9 protein-coding genes and 1 pseudogene are annotated in these 16,961 nt (G+C 66.1%); 5 read left to right on the top strand and 5 right to left on the bottom strand.

The annotated features are described in order from the left end of the window. Positions 1–126 precede the first annotated feature (126 nt). Together uxaC and U5A89_RS20010 are read left to right on the top strand one after the other, a co-directional pair. A complete protein-coding gene (gene uxaC, locus U5A89_RS20015; RefSeq protein ID WP_338162746.1) occupies positions 127–1,545 on the top strand; it encodes a glucuronate isomerase in 1,419 nt (472 codons plus the stop codon). Further along, positions 1,542–2,936, top strand: a complete 1,395-nt coding sequence (locus U5A89_RS20010; RefSeq protein ID WP_338162745.1) for a mannitol dehydrogenase family protein — start codon at positions 1,542–1,544, stop codon at positions 2,934–2,936. The genes uxaC and U5A89_RS20010 overlap by 4 nt, the downstream gene beginning before the upstream one ends. 46 nt (positions 2,937–2,982) lie before the next feature. On the opposite strand, the gene U5A89_RS20005 is transcribed toward U5A89_RS20010, so the two are convergent. Then, a complete protein-coding gene (locus U5A89_RS20005; RefSeq protein WP_338162744.1) occupies positions 2,983–4,263 on the bottom strand; it encodes an MFS transporter in 1,281 nt (426 codons plus the stop codon). After that, positions 4,260–6,839, bottom strand: a complete 2,580-nt coding sequence (locus U5A89_RS20000) for a glycoside hydrolase family 2 TIM barrel-domain containing protein (RefSeq protein WP_338162743.1) — start codon at positions 6,837–6,839, stop codon at positions 4,260–4,262. The genes U5A89_RS20005 and U5A89_RS20000 overlap by 4 nt, the downstream gene beginning before the upstream one ends. 475 nt (positions 6,840–7,314) lie before the next feature. On the opposite strand from U5A89_RS20000, the gene U5A89_RS19995 reads away from it, so the two are divergent. Next, entirely contained in the window at positions 7,315–8,613 is a 1,299-nt protein-coding gene (locus tag U5A89_RS19995; RefSeq protein WP_338162742.1) for a methyltransferase family protein, read from the top strand. 96 nt (positions 8,614–8,709) lie between these two features. Here U5A89_RS19995 and U5A89_RS19990 read toward each other — a convergent pair whose 3' ends face one another. Both U5A89_RS19990 and U5A89_RS19985 read right to left on the bottom strand, forming a co-directional pair. Next, positions 8,710–10,083, bottom strand: a complete 1,374-nt coding sequence (locus U5A89_RS19990; protein ID WP_338162741.1) for a glutamate--cysteine ligase — start codon at positions 10,081–10,083, stop codon at positions 8,710–8,712. Between the two features lie 99 nt (positions 10,084–10,182). Continuing rightward, positions 10,183–10,928: pseudogene (locus U5A89_RS19985) on the bottom strand (16S rRNA (uracil(1498)-N(3))-methyltransferase). Between the two features lie 85 nt (positions 10,929–11,013). On the opposite strand from U5A89_RS19985, the gene ubiA reads away from it, so the two are divergent. Next, the gene (gene ubiA / locus U5A89_RS19980) at positions 11,014–11,922 is read left to right on the top strand and encodes a 4-hydroxybenzoate octaprenyltransferase (RefSeq protein WP_338162740.1); all 909 of its coding nucleotides are present in this window, start codon (positions 11,014–11,016) and stop codon (positions 11,920–11,922) included. Beyond that, positions 11,919–13,373 carry a phospholipase D-like domain-containing protein gene (locus U5A89_RS19975; RefSeq protein WP_338162739.1) on the top strand — a complete coding sequence of 485 codons (1,455 nt, stop codon included), beginning with the start codon at positions 11,919–11,921 and terminating at the stop codon, positions 13,371–13,373. Before ubiA ends, U5A89_RS19975 begins: the two co-directional genes overlap by 4 nt. Before the next feature lie 122 nt (positions 13,374–13,495). Here U5A89_RS19975 and U5A89_RS19970 read toward each other — a convergent pair whose 3' ends face one another. Beyond that, positions 13,496–16,939 carry a chromosome segregation SMC family protein gene (locus U5A89_RS19970; protein WP_338162738.1) on the bottom strand — a complete coding sequence of 1,148 codons (3,444 nt, stop codon included), beginning with the start codon at positions 16,937–16,939 and terminating at the stop codon, positions 13,496–13,498. Positions 16,940–16,961 lie beyond the last annotated feature (22 nt).

The following is a 16,961-nucleotide window of genomic DNA, read 5'->3' as shown; positions in this document are numbered from 1 at the left end:
CGCCACGCCTGATGTTGACGCCCTCATATTGGACTTACCTCTTTATGACAATAGATCAGATGACTTGAAGCTTTATCGGGTTCCGCTATTAGGGCGAGACATTTTCTGGGGATCTGGACGCCACCTATGACCACGCATGTTCTGGAATTGCATCCCGACCGGCTGCTGCCCGCCGACCCCGCCACGCGGGCGATCGCCAGGACGCTCTACGACAGCGTCAAAAGCCTGCCGATCGTCAGCCCCCATGGTCATACCGATCCGTCCTGGTTTGCGAACAACGCCCGCTTCGCCAATGCCAGCGATCTGCTGCTGACGCCCGATCATTATCTCTTCCGGATGCTCTATTCGCAGGGCGTGCCGCTCGACGCGCTGGGCGTGCGCAACCCACAAGCAGACCCGCGGGAAGCCTGGCGGCTGCTGGCGCAACATTATCATCTGTTCCGGGGCACGCCCTCGCGCATGTGGCTCGACTGGGTGTTTGCGCAAGTGTTCGGCATGGGGATCGCCCTGAACGAGGCTACTAGCGACCTCTATTACGACACGATCACCGAAATGCTGGCGACCGATGCGTTGCGGCCCCGGTCGCTGTTCGACCGCCATGGCATCGAACTGATCGCAACGACCGAAAGCCCGCTCGACACGCTAAAGCATCATGCCGTCATCCGCGCGGAAAATGCGCGTGCGGGCGGGTGGCAGGGGCGGGTCATCACCGCCTATCGCCCCGACCCGGTGATCGACCCGGAGTTCGAGGGTTTCGCCACCAATCTCGGCCTCTTTTCCGACCTGACGGGCGAAGATTGCTTCACCTGGTCCGGCTATCTCGCCGCCCATCGCCAGCGCCGCGCCTTCTTTGCGGAGATGGGCGCGACCTCCACCGACCATGGCCATCCCACGCCGCGCACCGCCGACCTTGCAGAAGCGGAAGCGCGCGCGCTGTTCGAAACCATCTGCTCGGGTCGCTTCTCCCCGCAGGACGCCGAACTGTTCCGCGCGCAAATGCTGACGGAAATGGCCGCGATGAGCGTGGACGACGGGCTGGTCATGCAGATCCATCCCGGCTCCTTCCGCAACCATAATGCGCGCCTGTTCGAACGTTTCGGTCGCGACAAGGGGGCAGACATTCCGATGCGGACCGAGTTCGTCGCCAATTTGAAACCCCTGCTCGACCGGTTCGGCAACGATCCCCGGCTGTCGATCATCCTCTTCACCCTGGACGAAAGCGTCTATGCGCGCGAACTCGCGCCGCTGGCGGGCCATTATCCTTGCCTCAAACTCGGCCCGGCCTGGTGGTTCCACGACAGTCCGGAAGGGATGCGCCGGTTCCGCCATATGACGACCGAAACGGCGGGCTTCTACAATACGGTCGGCTTCAACGACGATACCCGCGCATTGCTGTCGATTCCCGCGCGGCATGACGTGGCCCGGCGGATCGATTGCGGCTTCCTGGCGCAACTGGTGGTCGAACATCGCATCGCGGAGTGGGAAGCGGCCGACCTCGCCCAAGACCTGACCTATAATCTGGTGAAGAAGGCCTATAAGCTGTGAGCGACAGTCCGCTTCTGTCCAACCGGACGCTCGACCGCCTGCCCGCCGCGCTCGCGCAGGCGGATTATGATCGCGATGCGCAGGCGTGCGGGATCGTGCATTTCGGCATCGGCGCGTTCCACCGCGCGCATCAGGCCTGGTACACCGACCGCGCGATGGCGCAGGGCGACAGGGATTGGGGCATTATCGGCGTGTCGCTCCGCTCAGCAGGGGTCGCACGCCAGCTCAACCCCCAGGACGGCCTCTATACGCTGACCCGTTGCAGCGCGGATGGCCGGGCGACGCAACTGATACGCTCCGTGCGCCAGGTGCTGGTCGCCAGCGACGATCCGGACGCCGTCATCGCTGCCATCGCCGCGCCGGACACGCATATCCTCACCTTCACGGTCACCGAAAAAGGCTATTGCCGCGCGGCGGACGGATCGCTCGACCTCGCGCTTGCCGATGACGGCAGCATCTACCCGTTCATCGAACGGGGCTTGCAGCAGCGCGCCGAGCGCGGCCTGCCCGGCCTCACCCTGCTGTCCTGCGACAATCTGGCGCATAATGGCCGCCAGCTGGAGCAGCTGGTGCGCGCCTATGTCGATGCGCGCAATCCGGTGCTGTCTGCCTGGATCGATCGGCAATGCCGCTTCCCCTGTGCGATGGTCGACCGCATCGTGCCGGCCACAACCGATGCCGATCGCGCCGCGGTGCAAGCGGCGATCGGGCTGGAAGATCGGGGCGCGGTCGTCACCGAACCGTTCAGCCAATGGGTGATCGAGGATCGCTTCGCCGGTCCCCGCCCGCGCTGGGACGCTGTCGGCGCGGAGCTGGTGGCTGACGTCGCCCCCTATGAAATGGCCAAGCTGCGGATGTTAAACGGCGCACATTCGGCGCTCGCCTATCTCGGCCTGCAAAACGGCCACAGCTTCGTCCACGAAGCGGTCGATGATCCCGCGATCCGCCCGCTGGTCGAAGCGCTGATGCGCCAGGAGGCCGCGCCCACTATCGCCGCCGCGCCGAACCAGGATCTCGGCGCCTATGCGACCGCGCTGCTCGCCCGTTTCGCCAACCCGGCGCTCAACCACCGGCTGATCCAGATCGCGATGGACGGCAGCCAGAAAATCCCCCAGCGCTGGTTGGAAACGCTGGCCGACAATCAGCGGGACGGCAAAGCCTGCCCGGCGATCCTGCAGGCGCTGGCCGCCTGGCGCCGCCATCTGCGCGGCGACAACGGGCCGATGTGGGGCACGGTCGAAGACCCGATGCGGGAGCAGCTCGCCCCGTTGGCGAAGGGGGATGACGCGAGCTTCGCCAAAGCGCTGTTCGGCAAGGGCGGCCTGTTCGCGGCCAGTTGGACGGCGACGGATGCAGCGATGGACCAACTGGTCGCGGCGCTCGCCCGATAGAGGCCGATAGACCTGTTCCCCGGCGCGGCCGGGGAACAGAAAGCTGTTAGGCGTCGGTATTGCCCGCAGCCTTCGGCCTGCCACGCAACAACACCCACAGCGCAATCATCCCGATAATGTCGAGCGCGCCCAGCATCACGAACAGCGGCGAATAGCCGAACACATCCGCGCTTTGCCCGATCAGCAAGGTGAAGAGCATCCCACCGATCCAGGCGATCGTGCCCGCCATACCGCTCGCGGTGCCGACCATGCGGCTGTCGAACACGTCGGAACACAGCGTGATGAGCGCGCCGTTCAGCATCTGATGCGCAAACCCGCCGACGCAGAACAGCGCGATCGCCAGCCCCGGCGAACCGGCAAGGCCGATGCAGGCCGGCCCGATCATGCATACCGCGCCGATTGACATGGTGATCTTGCGCGACGCCAGGACGCTCGCCCCCCGCCGCATCAGCCAGGGCGGCAGCAACCCCGCCGCCAGCGATCCCAGGTCCGCCGCCACGAACGGCATCCACGCCCATAAAGCGATGCTTTTGAGGTCCAGATTCCAGACCGCGACCAGATAGAGCGGGATGAAGAAGTTGAAGGTCTGCCATGCCGGTTCGGCGAAGAAGCGCGGAATGGCGATGGCCCAGAAGCCGCGCGACCGGATCACTTCGGATCGGGTGGACGGGCGCGTCGCATCGCTCGCGTCGCCCTGCCCGGCCTTGATCAGCGCGCGCTCTTCCTGGCTCAGGCGGCGATGGCGATCGGGCGTTTCATAGCCGACCCACCATAGCAGCGCCCACACCAGGCTGAGCGCGCCGGTGACGATGAAGGCGGACTCCCAGCCCCATGTCAAAATGCAGAAGACGACGATCGGCGGGGCCGCGATCGCGCCGACGCTGGTGCCCATCTGGAACGCGCTGGTCGCCAGCGGGCGTTCGCGCGCGGGGAACCATTCCGATACCGATTTGGCCCCCGCCGGGATCGCCGCCGCCTCGGTCGCGCCCAGCATCCCGCGGAAAACCGCCAGTCCCTGCCAGCTGGTCGCAAACCCATGCGCCATATTGGCGAGTGCCCACCCCACCGCGAACAGGAAGAAGCCCAGCCGGGTGCCGAGCAGATCGAGCACCGTGCCCGCCACCGTCTGCATGATCGTATAGGCCAGCTGGAAGGACAGGACGACATAGCTGTAGCTTTCGGTCGTCATCCCCATCTCTTGCTTGAGCGTGGGGGCGGCGACCGACAGGGTCGATCGGGCAAGATAGTTGAGGATCGTCCCGATCGTCACAAGGCTGATGATCCACCAGCGCAAGTGACGGATCGGTTTCTTGCCGGGCGCGATCATGGCCGGGCGGCGCCGACCGGAACGACTTCCACCGCGGACACGATCGCGTCTCCGACCTTGGGCTTGAAGCTGATCAGGATGCCGTCCTTGCCCGCCGTCGTCGGCAGGCTGCGCGTGATCGCCTTGAGCGGGCCGCCGGCCGCTGCCGCCACGTCGAAGCCGGGCAGCGCGACCTTGCCGTTGATCGCCACGTCGAACACGCGCTTGCCCCGCTCCGCCGACGGTTCGACGAAGTGGAGGATCACGGTATAGCGGCCGGGCTTGGCCGGGATATGATAGGTGAAGTCGCCCGATCGATAGGTGGCCGCCTGATCCCGATTGGCCGCGCCGCTGATTGCCGCGACCTGAATGGGCGCATAGCAATTCTTGCGCGTGTCGACGGTGCCGGGCGCGCCGCCCTTGAAAAAGGCGTCGGAACCGAAGCGATGCGTCGGGTCCGCCGCCGCCAGAATCGCGCCGCTGTCGATACGGAACGCGGCCGCAGCCTCGCGCCCTACCGTCCAATCCACGCTGTCGCTCTGCACGCCATCGGCGAAGCGCGCCCGCGCCTCGATCCTGTTCTGCCCCTGCGCCAATCGCACATCGGGCCAGACGCAAGTGGCGAAGGCACAGGCGCGCATCGTGCCGATGGACGTGCCGTTGACCAGCAATTCGGTTTCGGGCGCATTGCTGTAGATCTTCACATCGGTCACGCCATAGGCGCGGTCGACATAGCGTTTGCCCGCAATCTGCACCGCCGGTGCCGCCGACCAGTTGACGCGATAATACCACCAGGCGTCCTTGCGGATCGCCCCGTCATAGGTGACCAGCCCCTTGGTATTGATGTCGATGGAATCGCCTTCCTTGCGCACCTTCGTGGCGAAATCGAAGCTGTTCCACAGCCAGCTGCCAAACAGATAGGGTTTCGCCTTCACCTGCGGCCATACGCGTTCATGCAGCCAGGCCTGATATTCTTCGGGCTGGTCGTGGCCTGCCGCATTGATCGGCCCGCCTTGCGGATCGTCGCTATGCTGCGACGTCGCGCCGCCCGCGCCATATTCGGTTAGCGCCAGCGGCTGCCCGGCATGTTTCTGATGCAGGGCGTCCAGCACGGACGAAAAATCATCCGCCTTGCCATAATACCAGCCCATATAGCGATTGACGCCCAGCCCGTCGGTGATCCCCGACACATCGGGCACGCCCGGCATCCCATTATTCTCGCAGCAATTGGCGAGCACGGTCGGCCGGATCGGGTCTTCCGCCTTCGCCAGCGCATTGAGGTCGGTCAGCAGGCCGCGCGGATCGGGCACTTCGCTCACCGCCTTGCCGATGAAGTCGGGCCGGTTGGGGCCGAAATCGACTTCGTTGGCGATGCCCCATACCGCGACGGATGGGTGATTGTAATTCTGCCGGATCATCTCAACCAGTTGCTGGCGGGCGTTATCGGCGACGGCCTTGGGCGCTTCCTTTTCGTCGGGCGACATCGTCCAGGCGGTCACCAGCGGAATTTCGTCCCACAGGATGAGGCCCAGCCTGTCCGCCAGGGCGTGGACGACCGGCCCATGCTGATAATGGGTCAGGCGGATCGTGTTCGCGCCCATTTCGCGGATGGTCGACACCATCGCCTCGATGTCGCTTTCGCTGAGCGCCCAGCCGTCCTGGCCGCGATCCTGATGCAGGCCCACGCCATAGAGCGGCGTGACCTTGCCGTTCAGCAGGAAACCGCGATTAGCATCAAGCGCCATGGTGCGGATGCCGAAGGGCTGGCTGACGCTGTCGAGCAATGCGCCCTTCGTGTCGCGCAACTCCGCGACCATCGTGTAGAGATAGGGGTCGGCGGTGCCCTGCCACAGGCGCGCCTGATCGATGGTCAGGTCGATACGCGCCTCGCCATCCTTCTTACCGGCGATCGTCACCGGACTGGTCTGCCGGGCGACTTCCTTGCCGTCCTGATCAACGAAGCGCACCACCAACTGCCCCCGCAGCGCGCGGCTGGCATCGTTGCGGACGCGCGACAGGATGGAGATCGCCGCCTTGCCATTGTCGATGCTCCGCGTCTGCGCATAGATGCCGCTGCCGCCATGGTCGAGCATCGCGAAATGCGCCGCCTGCGTGACGATCATCTTCACCGGGCGATACAGGCCGCCATGGACGAAGAAATCGCCTGCCAGCGGCAAGGTCGGCTGCACGCCCGCCGTTTCGGGCGCGCGATTGTCGACCTTCACCAGCAGGATATTCTCGCCGCCCTGGCGATAGGCCGATGTCGCGTCGAAGCGAAAGGCGGAAAAGCCGCCCGCATGGCTGCCCAATTTCTGCCCGTTCAGCCAGACTTCCGCCGTCCGGCTCGCCGCTTCAAATTCCAGCCATAGCCGCTGCGATCCGGACAGGCGCGCGTCGGGCAGCGTCAGCTTGTACCAGCCGATGCCCTGGGTCTGGTCTATCGGGCGGTTGAGCGTCGCGGCGGCGGGGCTGCCCGCAAGATAGGAGCCGATCCGGTTCCAGCTGTGGGGCACGTCGACCGGCTGCCATGTCGTGCCGCTGGCGGGCGGCGCAGCCGCGTCACCCAGTTGAAAGCCCCAGCCGGAAGTCAGGGTCACGCTTTGCCGCACCTCTTGTGCCGCAGAAGCGGCGACAGGCTGCGCAAGCGCAAGACCCGGCACCGCCACGGAACAGAGCAAAGCCGCCGACAGCATGGATAACCGGTGGGGGATCAAGGCTCTCTCCTATATTATCGTCAAAATGGTATGACCACGCTGCATGTACAGACCCTGGTTGTCAATCCGACCGACCCGATGCCCGCCGCGACACTTGCCTCGTAGAAGACGCGAAAGGCCAGCGAAATACCGGAAACCGCCTGTGTCGATGCCGGACGTATCCCATGAAGGACCGCTTTCTGCGGCTGGATTTGGCTTGTCCAATTTTTAAGACGGCCATGCTAATGAATATAGTGATTTTTATCACTGCCCAATCATCAATATAATTTATGATGTCGTCATTCCCCGGACGCGATCACCGCGCGCTTGCAATCACTGGTTCACCGCTTGCTTACCAATTTCGGCTATGGCAGCGGATATGAGCACAGCTGATCCCTGCCCCAAATCCGCCGTCAGCCATGGTGTCGGCATCGTCGGCCTGGTCGGCCTTGGCCTCTGGACGCTGGTGGCGCGCCATTATGGCATGAACGGTCCCAATGCCGGGCTGGCCGCCGTGGTCGCCTGCGGCCTGCCGATGGTGCTATGGTCGCTGATGGTGGACAAGGTGCATCGCCACGCATCCACCGGCATCGACTGGCGCGGCCCGCCGCGCAGCGTGCGCGACGTGCTGGACATCAGCATCGTCAAGATCGCCGGGCTATGGGCGACCTGGCTCGCCATCGCCATCTTCTATTGCATCGCGCGCTGGTATTGGAGCGGCAACTACCGTTTCTCCATGGACCTGTTCGTGGCCGCCGCGCCCTGGCTGCTGGCGCTGTCCGTCCCTTACATCCTCTGGATCGACCGGCGACTGGTGGAGCCGCGCGACGCGTCCTACAGCTTTGGCCAATGGGTCATTGGCGGCGTGGCGGGGCAGGCGGACATGGCGCAAGTCGCCCATCACGCCCGCGCCTGGGCGGTGAAGGGCTTCTTCCTCGCCTTCATGGTGTCGATCGTACCCGGCAATTTCGCCAGCGTGGTCGAATGGCGGATCGAAGATGCGCTGGACAATCCGATCGCGCTGGCCGGTTTCCTGATCGCCATCATGTTCATGATCGACGTCTGCCTGGCGACGGTCGGCTATATGCTGACCTTCAAGCCATTGGATTCGCACATCCGCACCGCCAATCCTTACTTAAGCGGCTGGCTGGCGGCGCTGATCTGCTACCCGCCCTTCGTGCTGATGGGCGGCGGCGGGCCGCTCGATTATCATGCGGGCGGCGCGGAATGGGATGTCTGGACGCAGGGGTCGGTCCCGCTGCAATGGATATTGGGCGGCTGGCTGGTGCTGCTGACCGGCCTCTACGCCTGGGCGACGGTGGCGTTCGGCCTGCGCTTTTCCAACCTTACCCATCGCGGCATATTGACCCATGGCCCCTATCGCTGGACGCGCCACCCGGCCTATCTCGCCAAGAATCTCTTCTGGTGGTTTTCCGCGCTGCCCTTCCTGTCGCTCAGCGGATCGCTGGTCGACATGGTGCGCAACTGCGCGATGCTGGCGCTGACCAATGCGGTCTATTATTGGCGCGCCAAGACGGAAGAAAAACATCTGTCGGCCGACCCCGACTATCGCGCCTATAGCGAGTGGATGGAACGCCACGCGCCGGTGCCGCGCTTCTTCGCCTGGGTGACGGGCAAGACGCGCGAGACGGCGATGGCGGCGCAACCGGCCGAATAGGATGTTCTCCGGCGCAGGCCGGAGCCCAGTTCCGCGGTAGCGTTTTGCATCAACGACAGGACTGGATTCCGGCCTGCGCCGGAAAACAGCATCCGCTCAAAAGCTCTCTTCGCCATAGACGCGGCTGAGGTCGCCCTGCCACTCGCCATGATAGCGTTCAAGCAGCCGTTCGGCGTTGGTCTTGCCCGACGCGACGACCTCATCCAGGAACGACAGATAGCCCGTCTCATTGTCGCCCGCGCCATTGAGCCGCGCGCGCGATTTCAGCCCGGACCGGGCGATATCGACAACCTGCCCCGCAATATCGCGCAGCTTGCGCCCGCCGCCGATCGGCGCGTCCAGCCCCAGCTTCGGCACGGAATCGCGCAATATCTGCCGCTCCTCCATGCTCCAGTCCTTGACCACGTCCCAAGCCGCGTCGAGCGCGCCCTGATCGTATAGCAACCCGACCCATAGCGCGGGCAGCGCGCAGATGCGGTTCCACGGCCCGCCATCGGCCCCGCGCATTTCCAGGAAGCTCTTCATCCGCACTTCGGGGAAGGCGGTGGACAGATGGTCCTCCCAATCCTTTTCCGTGGGCTTTTCACCCGGCAGGACGGAGAGTTTGCCGTCCAGGAAATCGCGGAAACTTAAGCCCGACGCATCGATATAGCCGCCGTCGCGATAGACGAAATACATCGGCACATCGAGCGCATAGTCGGCATAGCGTTCATAGCCAAAGCCGTCCTCGAACACGAAGGGCAGCATGCCGGTGCGCCCCGGATCGGTGTCCGACCAGATATGGCTGCGATAGGACAGGAAGCCGTTGGGCTTGCCCTCGGTAAAGGGCGAATTGGCGAACAGCGCGGTCGCCAGCGGTTGCAGCGCCAGCGACACGCGGAATTTCTGCGCCATGTCGGCCTCGCTGCCATAGTCGAGGTTGGTCTGGATGGTGCAAGTGCGCAACATCATGTCCAGCCCCATCGACCCCACGCGCGGCATGTGCCGCAGCATGATCTCATAGCGGCCCTTGGGCATGATCGGCAGTTCCGCACGCGTCTTGTCCGGCCACATGCCCAACCCCAGGAAGCCCAGGCCCAGCATGTCGCCGACATATTTCACCTGCTCCAGATGACGCCCGGTTTCGGCGCAAGTCTGGTGCAGATTTTCCAGCGGCGCGCCCGACAATTCCAGCTGCCCCGCCGGTTCCAGGCTGATCGTGCCGTCGGCGCCGGACAGGGCGATGATATTCTCGCCCTCGAACACCGGGTTCCAGCCATAGCGGGTCAGGCCGATCAGCAGCGTGTGGATGCCGCCCTTTTCCTCATAGGAGGGGGCGTGATGGTCGCGGCGGCTATAGACGAATTTCTCATGCTCGGTGCCGATGCGCCAGCGATCCTTGGGCTTTTCGCCCTTCGCAAAGGCCGCGATCAGCTGATCGCGATTGTCGATGACGGGATCATGATCCCCTGAGTCGGTTCTGGTGCTCATGCCCCGCCCTTACTGCTTCCCCTTGGCCCGTCAAACACAGTCGGGCGATCACCACATAGGGCGTGCCTATGATGGCTGCAATCCAATAGCGGATTGAAACTATTTCCAATCCCCATTGATCGCCATCCAGGCCGACGTCGCGGCGATCGCGGCGGTTTCCGCGCGCAATATGCGCGGGCCAAGCGACACGGGCACCGCGCCCGGCGTCGCGCGGATCGCATCGCGTTCGGCAGGATCGAATCCCCCTCCGGCCCGATCAGGAAAGCGGCCGGACCGCTATGGGCGCGCAGCGTCGCCTCCAGCGGCGCGCCGCCGCTTTCGTCGGCGAAGAACAGATGCCGGTCGGCGGGCCATCCTTTCAGCAATGCGTCCAGCTTCATCATCTCGCCCAATTCGGGCAGCGCGGTGCGCCCGCATTGCTCCGCCGCTTCCACCAGATGGCTGTGCAGCCGGTCCAGGTTCAGCTTGTCCACCACCGCGCGGCGGGTCAGCACCGGCTGGAGCCGGGCGACGCCCAGTTCGCACGCCTTTTCCGCGATCAGGTCGATCCGACCCTTCTTGATCGGCGCGCAGCAGAGCCAGAAATCGGGCACATGTTCGGGCGGCTTGGTCTGGCTGATACATTCCAGCACCAGGTCACGCTTGCGGATATCGCGGGCGCGCGCCGCCCATTCGCCCGATCGCCCATCGAACAACAAAATAATGTCGTCGGGCTTCACCCGCATGACGCTGATCAGATAATGGGCCGGATTGCCGTCGATCGGCACCACAACCCCTTCGCCCAGCTGGGTTTCGACGTGCAGGCGCGGCGCGCTTTGCGGCGGCCAGGCAGGGGTCGCGGTCATGTCATCTCCTGTCTTGCCGGTGACTTGTTCTTCCCTAAAGAGAAGAATGCCCCTTCGACAAGCGTTTGGGTCAATGGAGTCGCAGGTGAATCAATCGATCGTCCCCGACAGCGAAGCGCGCGGTCTGCTCGCGCGGCTGCCGGACACGCCCCGCACGCTGGCGCAACTGGCGCGATTCGACCGGCCGATCGGCTGGTGGCTGCTTTTCTGGCCGGGCGCCTGGGCGGTCGCGCTGGCGGGCGGCGGGTTTGCCCGCTGGCCGCTGATCGCCTGGCTGCTGCTGGGCAGCATCGCGATGCGCGGCGCGGGCTGCGTGTTCAACGACATCGTCGACCGCGACCTGGACCGGAAGGTCGCCCGCACCGCCGCCCGGCCACTCGCCAGCGGGGCGATGTCGGTGAAGCTCGCCTGGGCGTGGCTGCTGGCGCTATGCCTCATCGGCCTCATCGTCTTGCTGCAACTGCACCTTTATGCGCAGGTCGTGGCGCTGGGCAGCCTGGCGCTGGTCGCCGCCTATCCCTTCATGAAGCGGATCACCGGCTGGCCGCAAATCTGGCTCGGGCTGGTCTTTTCCTGGGCGGCGCTGGTGGGATGGAGCGAAGTGGCGGGCGGGCTGACCCTGCCGGGCCTGCTCCTTTATGGCGGCAGCCTGTTCTGGGTCGTGGGCTATGACACCATCTACGCGCTGCAGGATCGGGAGGATGACGCGCTGATCGGCATCGGGTCCAGCGCCCTGTCGATGGGGCGGCATGTGCGGGGCGGCGTGTCGCTTTGCTATCTGCTGGCTCTGGCGCTATGGGCTGGCGCGATCTGGCAGGTGCGGCCGCAACTGCTGGCGATCATCGCCCTGCTGCCGGTGGCGGCGCATCTGCTCTGGCAGGTGACTACTCTTAAGGAAGATGGGATCGATCCCCTGACGAAATTTCGGTCCAACCGCTTTGCCGGTTTCCTGATGTTCCTGGGCTGCCTGGTGGTCGGGAGTACGGCTGCATGACGCCGCAACCTGGCGAGGATTGCTGGCGCATCGCCCGCGCCGAACGGGCCAGCGTCATCATCGACGCCGACAATTATTTCCGCAACGCCCGCGCCGCGATGATCAAGGCGAAACGGCGCATCATGCTGATCGGCTGGGACTTTGACGCCGCGATCAGCCTGATTCGCGAGGATGAGGTCGATGATGGCGCACCGGCGGTGATCGGCGATTTCATCAGCTGGCTGGTGGAACGCACGCCGGAACTGGAAATCTTCCTGCTGCGCTGGGACGTCGGCGCGATGAAGTCGATGGTGCGGCCGACCAACCTTTTCACGACGCTCAAATGGATGGCCCATCCGCGCGTCACGGTGAAGCTGGACAGCCATCATCCACCCGCTGCCTCCCACCATCAAAAGATCGTGGTGATCGACGACTGCTTCGCCTTTTGCGGCGGCATCGACATGACCGGCGACCGGTGGGACACGCGCCATCATCGCGACGAGGAGCCGGGGCGGCATCATCCTGACGGGTCGCCCTATGGTCCCTGGCACGACGCGACCACCGCGCTGTCCGGGCCGATCGCGGCGGCACTGGGCGACCATGCGCGCAACCGCTGGACGGGCGCGGGCGGGGAAAAGCTGGAGCCGGTCGAAGGCATCCAGGATTGCTGGCCCGATCGGCTGGCCGTGCAGTTCGAACATGTCGATGTCGCCATCGCCCGCAGCGCGCCCAAGATGGACGACCAGGACGAACTGATCGAGATCGAGCGGCTCTACCTCAACCAGATCGCCGCCGCGAAACGCCATATCTATGCCGAAAGCCAGTATTTCGCGTCGCGCCGCATCGCCGAAGCGATCGCTGCGCGCTTGGCCGAACCGGACGGGCCGGACATCGTCATCGTCAATCCCGAACAGGCGGACGGCTGGCTGGAACAGCAGGCGATGGACACGGCGCGCGCGCGCCTGTTCGAAACGCTGAAGGCCCGCGACACCCACGGTCGTTTCCGGCTCTACCACCCCTTCACGCAGCGCGGCGCGCCTATCTATGTCCATGCCAAGATATTGATCGTGGACGATCGGCTGATCCGGGTGGGATCATCCAACATGAACAACCGGTCGATGCGGCTGGACACCGAATGCGACATCTGCATCGACACCGCCCTGCCCGGCAATGCGGGCCGGGAAGCCACGATCCTGGCGATCCGCGACGACCTGATCGCCGAACATCTGGACCTGCCCGCCGAACGGGTAGCCACGGTGATCGCGCAGCGCGGGCTGGTTGCCGGGATCGAAGAACTGCGGCAAAAACCGGGCCGGACGTTGCGCCCCTATGTGACGCCGGACCTGAACGACGTGCAGGCTTGGCTCGCCGACCATGAAGTGCTGGACCCGGAGGGACCGGAGGAAATGTTCGAATCGGTCAGCGAACGCGGCCTGTTCCGCCGGATGAAAGGCTGGTTCGGGCGCGGGTGATAATCCTGTCCTATCGGACGATGTGGGCCTATTATCGTTCCCGTCACTTTCCGATAGGATCACCGCCGCGTAACTTTATGTCGAAATCAGCGGGAAATGTGCGAAGTTAAGGGACGACGATCCTATTCCGCCGCCAGCAGCGCCTCGGCGCTTTGCAGGTTGACCGATACCAATCGACTGACGCCCTGCTCGACCATCGTTACCCCGAACAGCCGGTGCATCCGCGCCATGCTGACGGCATTATGGGTGACGATCAGATAGCGGGTGTTGGTTTGCGCCACCATCGCGTCGAGCAGGTCGCAGAAGCGCTCGACATTGGCATCGTCCAGCGGCGCATCGACCTCGTCCAGCACGCAGATCGGCGCGGGATTGGTCAGGAACAGGCCGAAGATCAGTGCGACCGCGGTCAGCGCCTGCTCGCCGCCCGACAACAGCGTAAGCGCCGCCAGCTTCTTGCCCGGCGGCTGGGCCATGATCTCCAGCCCCGCCTCCAGCGGATCGTCGCTGTCGATCAGTTCCAGATGCGCCTGCCCGCCATTGAACAGGGTGGTGAACAGCCGCCGGAAATGGCCGTCCACCGCCTCGAACGCGGCGAGCAGCCGTTGCCGCCCTTCGCGGTTGAGGCTGCCGATCGACCCGCGCAGACGGTTGATCGCCTGGGTGAGTTCGGCGCTTTCGGCGCGGCTGGCGGCCTGGGTGGCTTCCAGTTCCGCCAGTTCCTGCGCCGCGACCAGATTGACCGGGCCGATGCGTTCGCGTTCGGCGTGGAACCGGTCATGGTCGGCCAGTTCGGTCTGCGCCAACCGCACCTCGGCGCTGGGGAAGCCGAGTTTTTCGGGCAGCAGCGGCGGCGGACATTCGAACCGCTCGCCCGACAGGCGATTAGTCTCGATCCGCCGTTCATCCGCCGCTTCGGCACGAGCGACGGCGGTGGCGCGGGCTTCGCGCGCAGCCGCCAGCGCTTCGCCCGCCTGGGCAGCACGGGTTTCAGCGTTCCGCAGCGCCGCTTCCGCCTCCTGCTCAGCACGGCGGGCGGCGTCGGCGGCATCGGTCAGGGCCGAACCCCGATCGCTCAGGCTCGCTATCGCCTGCGCCAGGGCGTCGGGGCGATCCACGATCTCGTCGCGCTCGGCCTCGATCTCCCCGGCGCGGGCCACCATGGCGGCGATCCGCTTGGCCGCTTCGCCCGCGCGGGCGCGCCAGCCCTTGCTCTCCACATCGGCGGCGACCTGCCGCTCGCGGTCGCTGGACAAGGCGCGATCGGCGAGCGCCTGATCCGCCTGCAACTGGCTGACGGCGGCGCGGGCCTTGTCGCTGGCTTGCGACAGCGCCTCCACCAGCGCGCGGGTTTCCGCGCCATCGGGCACGGCCGCGCGACCAGCCTCCGCCCGCCCAAATTCCGCCTGCGCCGCGTCGCGGTCGCGCTGCGCCTCGGCCAGGCGCTCCTCTATCCCTTCACGCCGCCCGGCCAGCCGTTCCAGCGCCGTGGTCGCTTCGTCCGCCGCGCGCAATGCCGCGCGCAGGCGCTGGTCGGCCTGCGACAGCGCAGTCCGGCCATGGCCCAGCGCCTGGGTCGCCGCCTGTTCGCGCGTCTTGGCATCCTCCTGGGCCGCAGCCGCCTGTTCGACATCGGCTTGGAGCGCAGGCCGCGCGATAGCGATCGCATCCAGCCGGTTGAGGCGGATCAGCCGTTCGGCCGCCGCCGCGCCGCCCTCCACCGCGACATAGCCGTCCCAGCGGCGCATCTGGCCATCGAGGGTGACGAGGCGCTGACCGACAGCGAGCGGCTGGCCCTCATCCCGCTCCGCCACCGCGATCTGCGCCAGACGGCGGGCCAGGGCCGCTGGGGCCGTGACATGGGCGGCCAATGGAGTCGCGCCGACAGGCAGCGGCGGATCGCCGGGCAGCGCATCCGCACCAGCCCAGCGACGCTTGCCATCCGCACCGACCGGAGCCTCCAGATCATCCCCCAATGCCGCAGCCAAAGCGCGTTCATAGCCGGGCGCGGCCTTCAACTGGTCAAGCGCGCGGGACCGGTTGCCCGATCCGCCATCGACCGCCCGCTTGAGCGCCGCCGCCTCACTGTCCAGCGCGGCCAGCGCCGCGCGCGCAGCCGATAGCGCCGCCTCGGCCCCGGCGCGCGCATCGGCGGCGGACTGACGGTCGGCGTCCGCCGCGCCGATCGCGGCTTCGGCAGCGTCGCGATCGGCCCTGGCCTTTTCCTGCTCGGCCAAAGCGGCGGCGCGCTGCGCGTCCAGCGGGGCAGCGTCGGGCAGCGCCCCGGCTTCGGCGGCAAGGCGCGCGACATCCCGATCCACCCGGTCCAGACGACTGCGCGCGGCGGCCAGCGCCGCTTCGGCGACGCGCAACTCGGCCTGTTCGGCTGCCTGCGTCGCCATCGCCCGCGCCAGCTCCAGTTCGGCGTCGCGCGCGGCATCCTCGGCAGCAGCGATACGGGCGACGAAGGCCGGGCGCAGCTTCTCCGTCTCCGCGACCCGCCCCTTCAGCTTAGCTATCTCTGCGGTCAGCCGGGCGATGGCGTCGGCCGCATCATTGGCGAGCGTCCCTTCGCGCGCCCGATCCTCCTCCAGCCGCGACGCCTGCTGGGCAAGGTCGGCCAGACGGCGCACGATCGCCTCCCGCTCGGTGCGGAGCGCGGTGAGGCGATGGCCCGCCTCATTGGCTTCGTCGCGCGCGCTCTGGGCGGCGGCGCGGCGATCGGCCAAGGTGGCGATGGTGGCCTGCGCATGGGCGGCGGCGGCCATCTGCCCTTCCTGCGCGGCGGCGACGGCGGTGTCCGCCTGTTTCGCTTCGGCGCGTGCCGCCTCCGCACCGGCATTGGCCTCGCGCCAGCGGGCGAAGAGGGTGCGACCTTCGGCGACGCGGATCTGGTCGGACAGGCGAATATAGCGTTCCGCCGCCTTGGCTTGGCGGCGCAGACTGTTGGCGCGCGCATCCATGTCGATCAATATCTCGTCCAGCCGGGCAAGATTGGCCTCGGCCGCGCGCAATTTCTGCTCGGCATCCTTGCGCCGGACATGCAGGCCGGCGATGCCCGCCGCTTCCTCCAGCATGGCGCGCCGTTCCTGCGGGCGTGCGGCGATGACGGCGGCGATCCGCCCCTGGCTAACCAGTGCCGGGCTGTGCGGGCCGGTGGCGGCGTCGGCGAAGACCAACGCCACATCCTTCGCCCGCACGTCGCGGCCATTGGCGCGATAGGCGCTGCCTGCGCCGCGTTCGATCCGGCGGGTGACTTCCAGTTCGCCGTCCGCACCGACATCGACGGCGTTGAACAGCTCGCCCTGCTCCTGCACCGTCAGCAGCGACACTTCGGCGAAGTCGCGTTGCGGGCGGGTGGTGGTGCCCGCGAAGATCACATCCTCCATGCCGCCGCCGCGCATGGATTTGGCGCTGGATTCGCCCATGACCCAGCGGATCGCTTCCAGCAGGTTGGACTTCCCGCACCCATTGGGGCCGACGATGCCGGTCAGGCCCGGTTCGATCCGCAGTTCCGTCGCATCGACGAAACTTTTGAAGCCGGACAGTTTGAGGCGTTTTATCTGCATGGGGTCGTGCCGGGGCAGCGCG

The organism is Sphingobium sp. HWE2-09, from assembly GCF_035989265.1.
Lineage (GTDB): Bacteria > Pseudomonadota > Alphaproteobacteria > Sphingomonadales > Sphingomonadaceae > Sphingobium.
The sequence above is the reverse complement of the archived record's forward strand: the minus strand, read 5'-3'. Positions and strand labels throughout refer to the sequence as shown.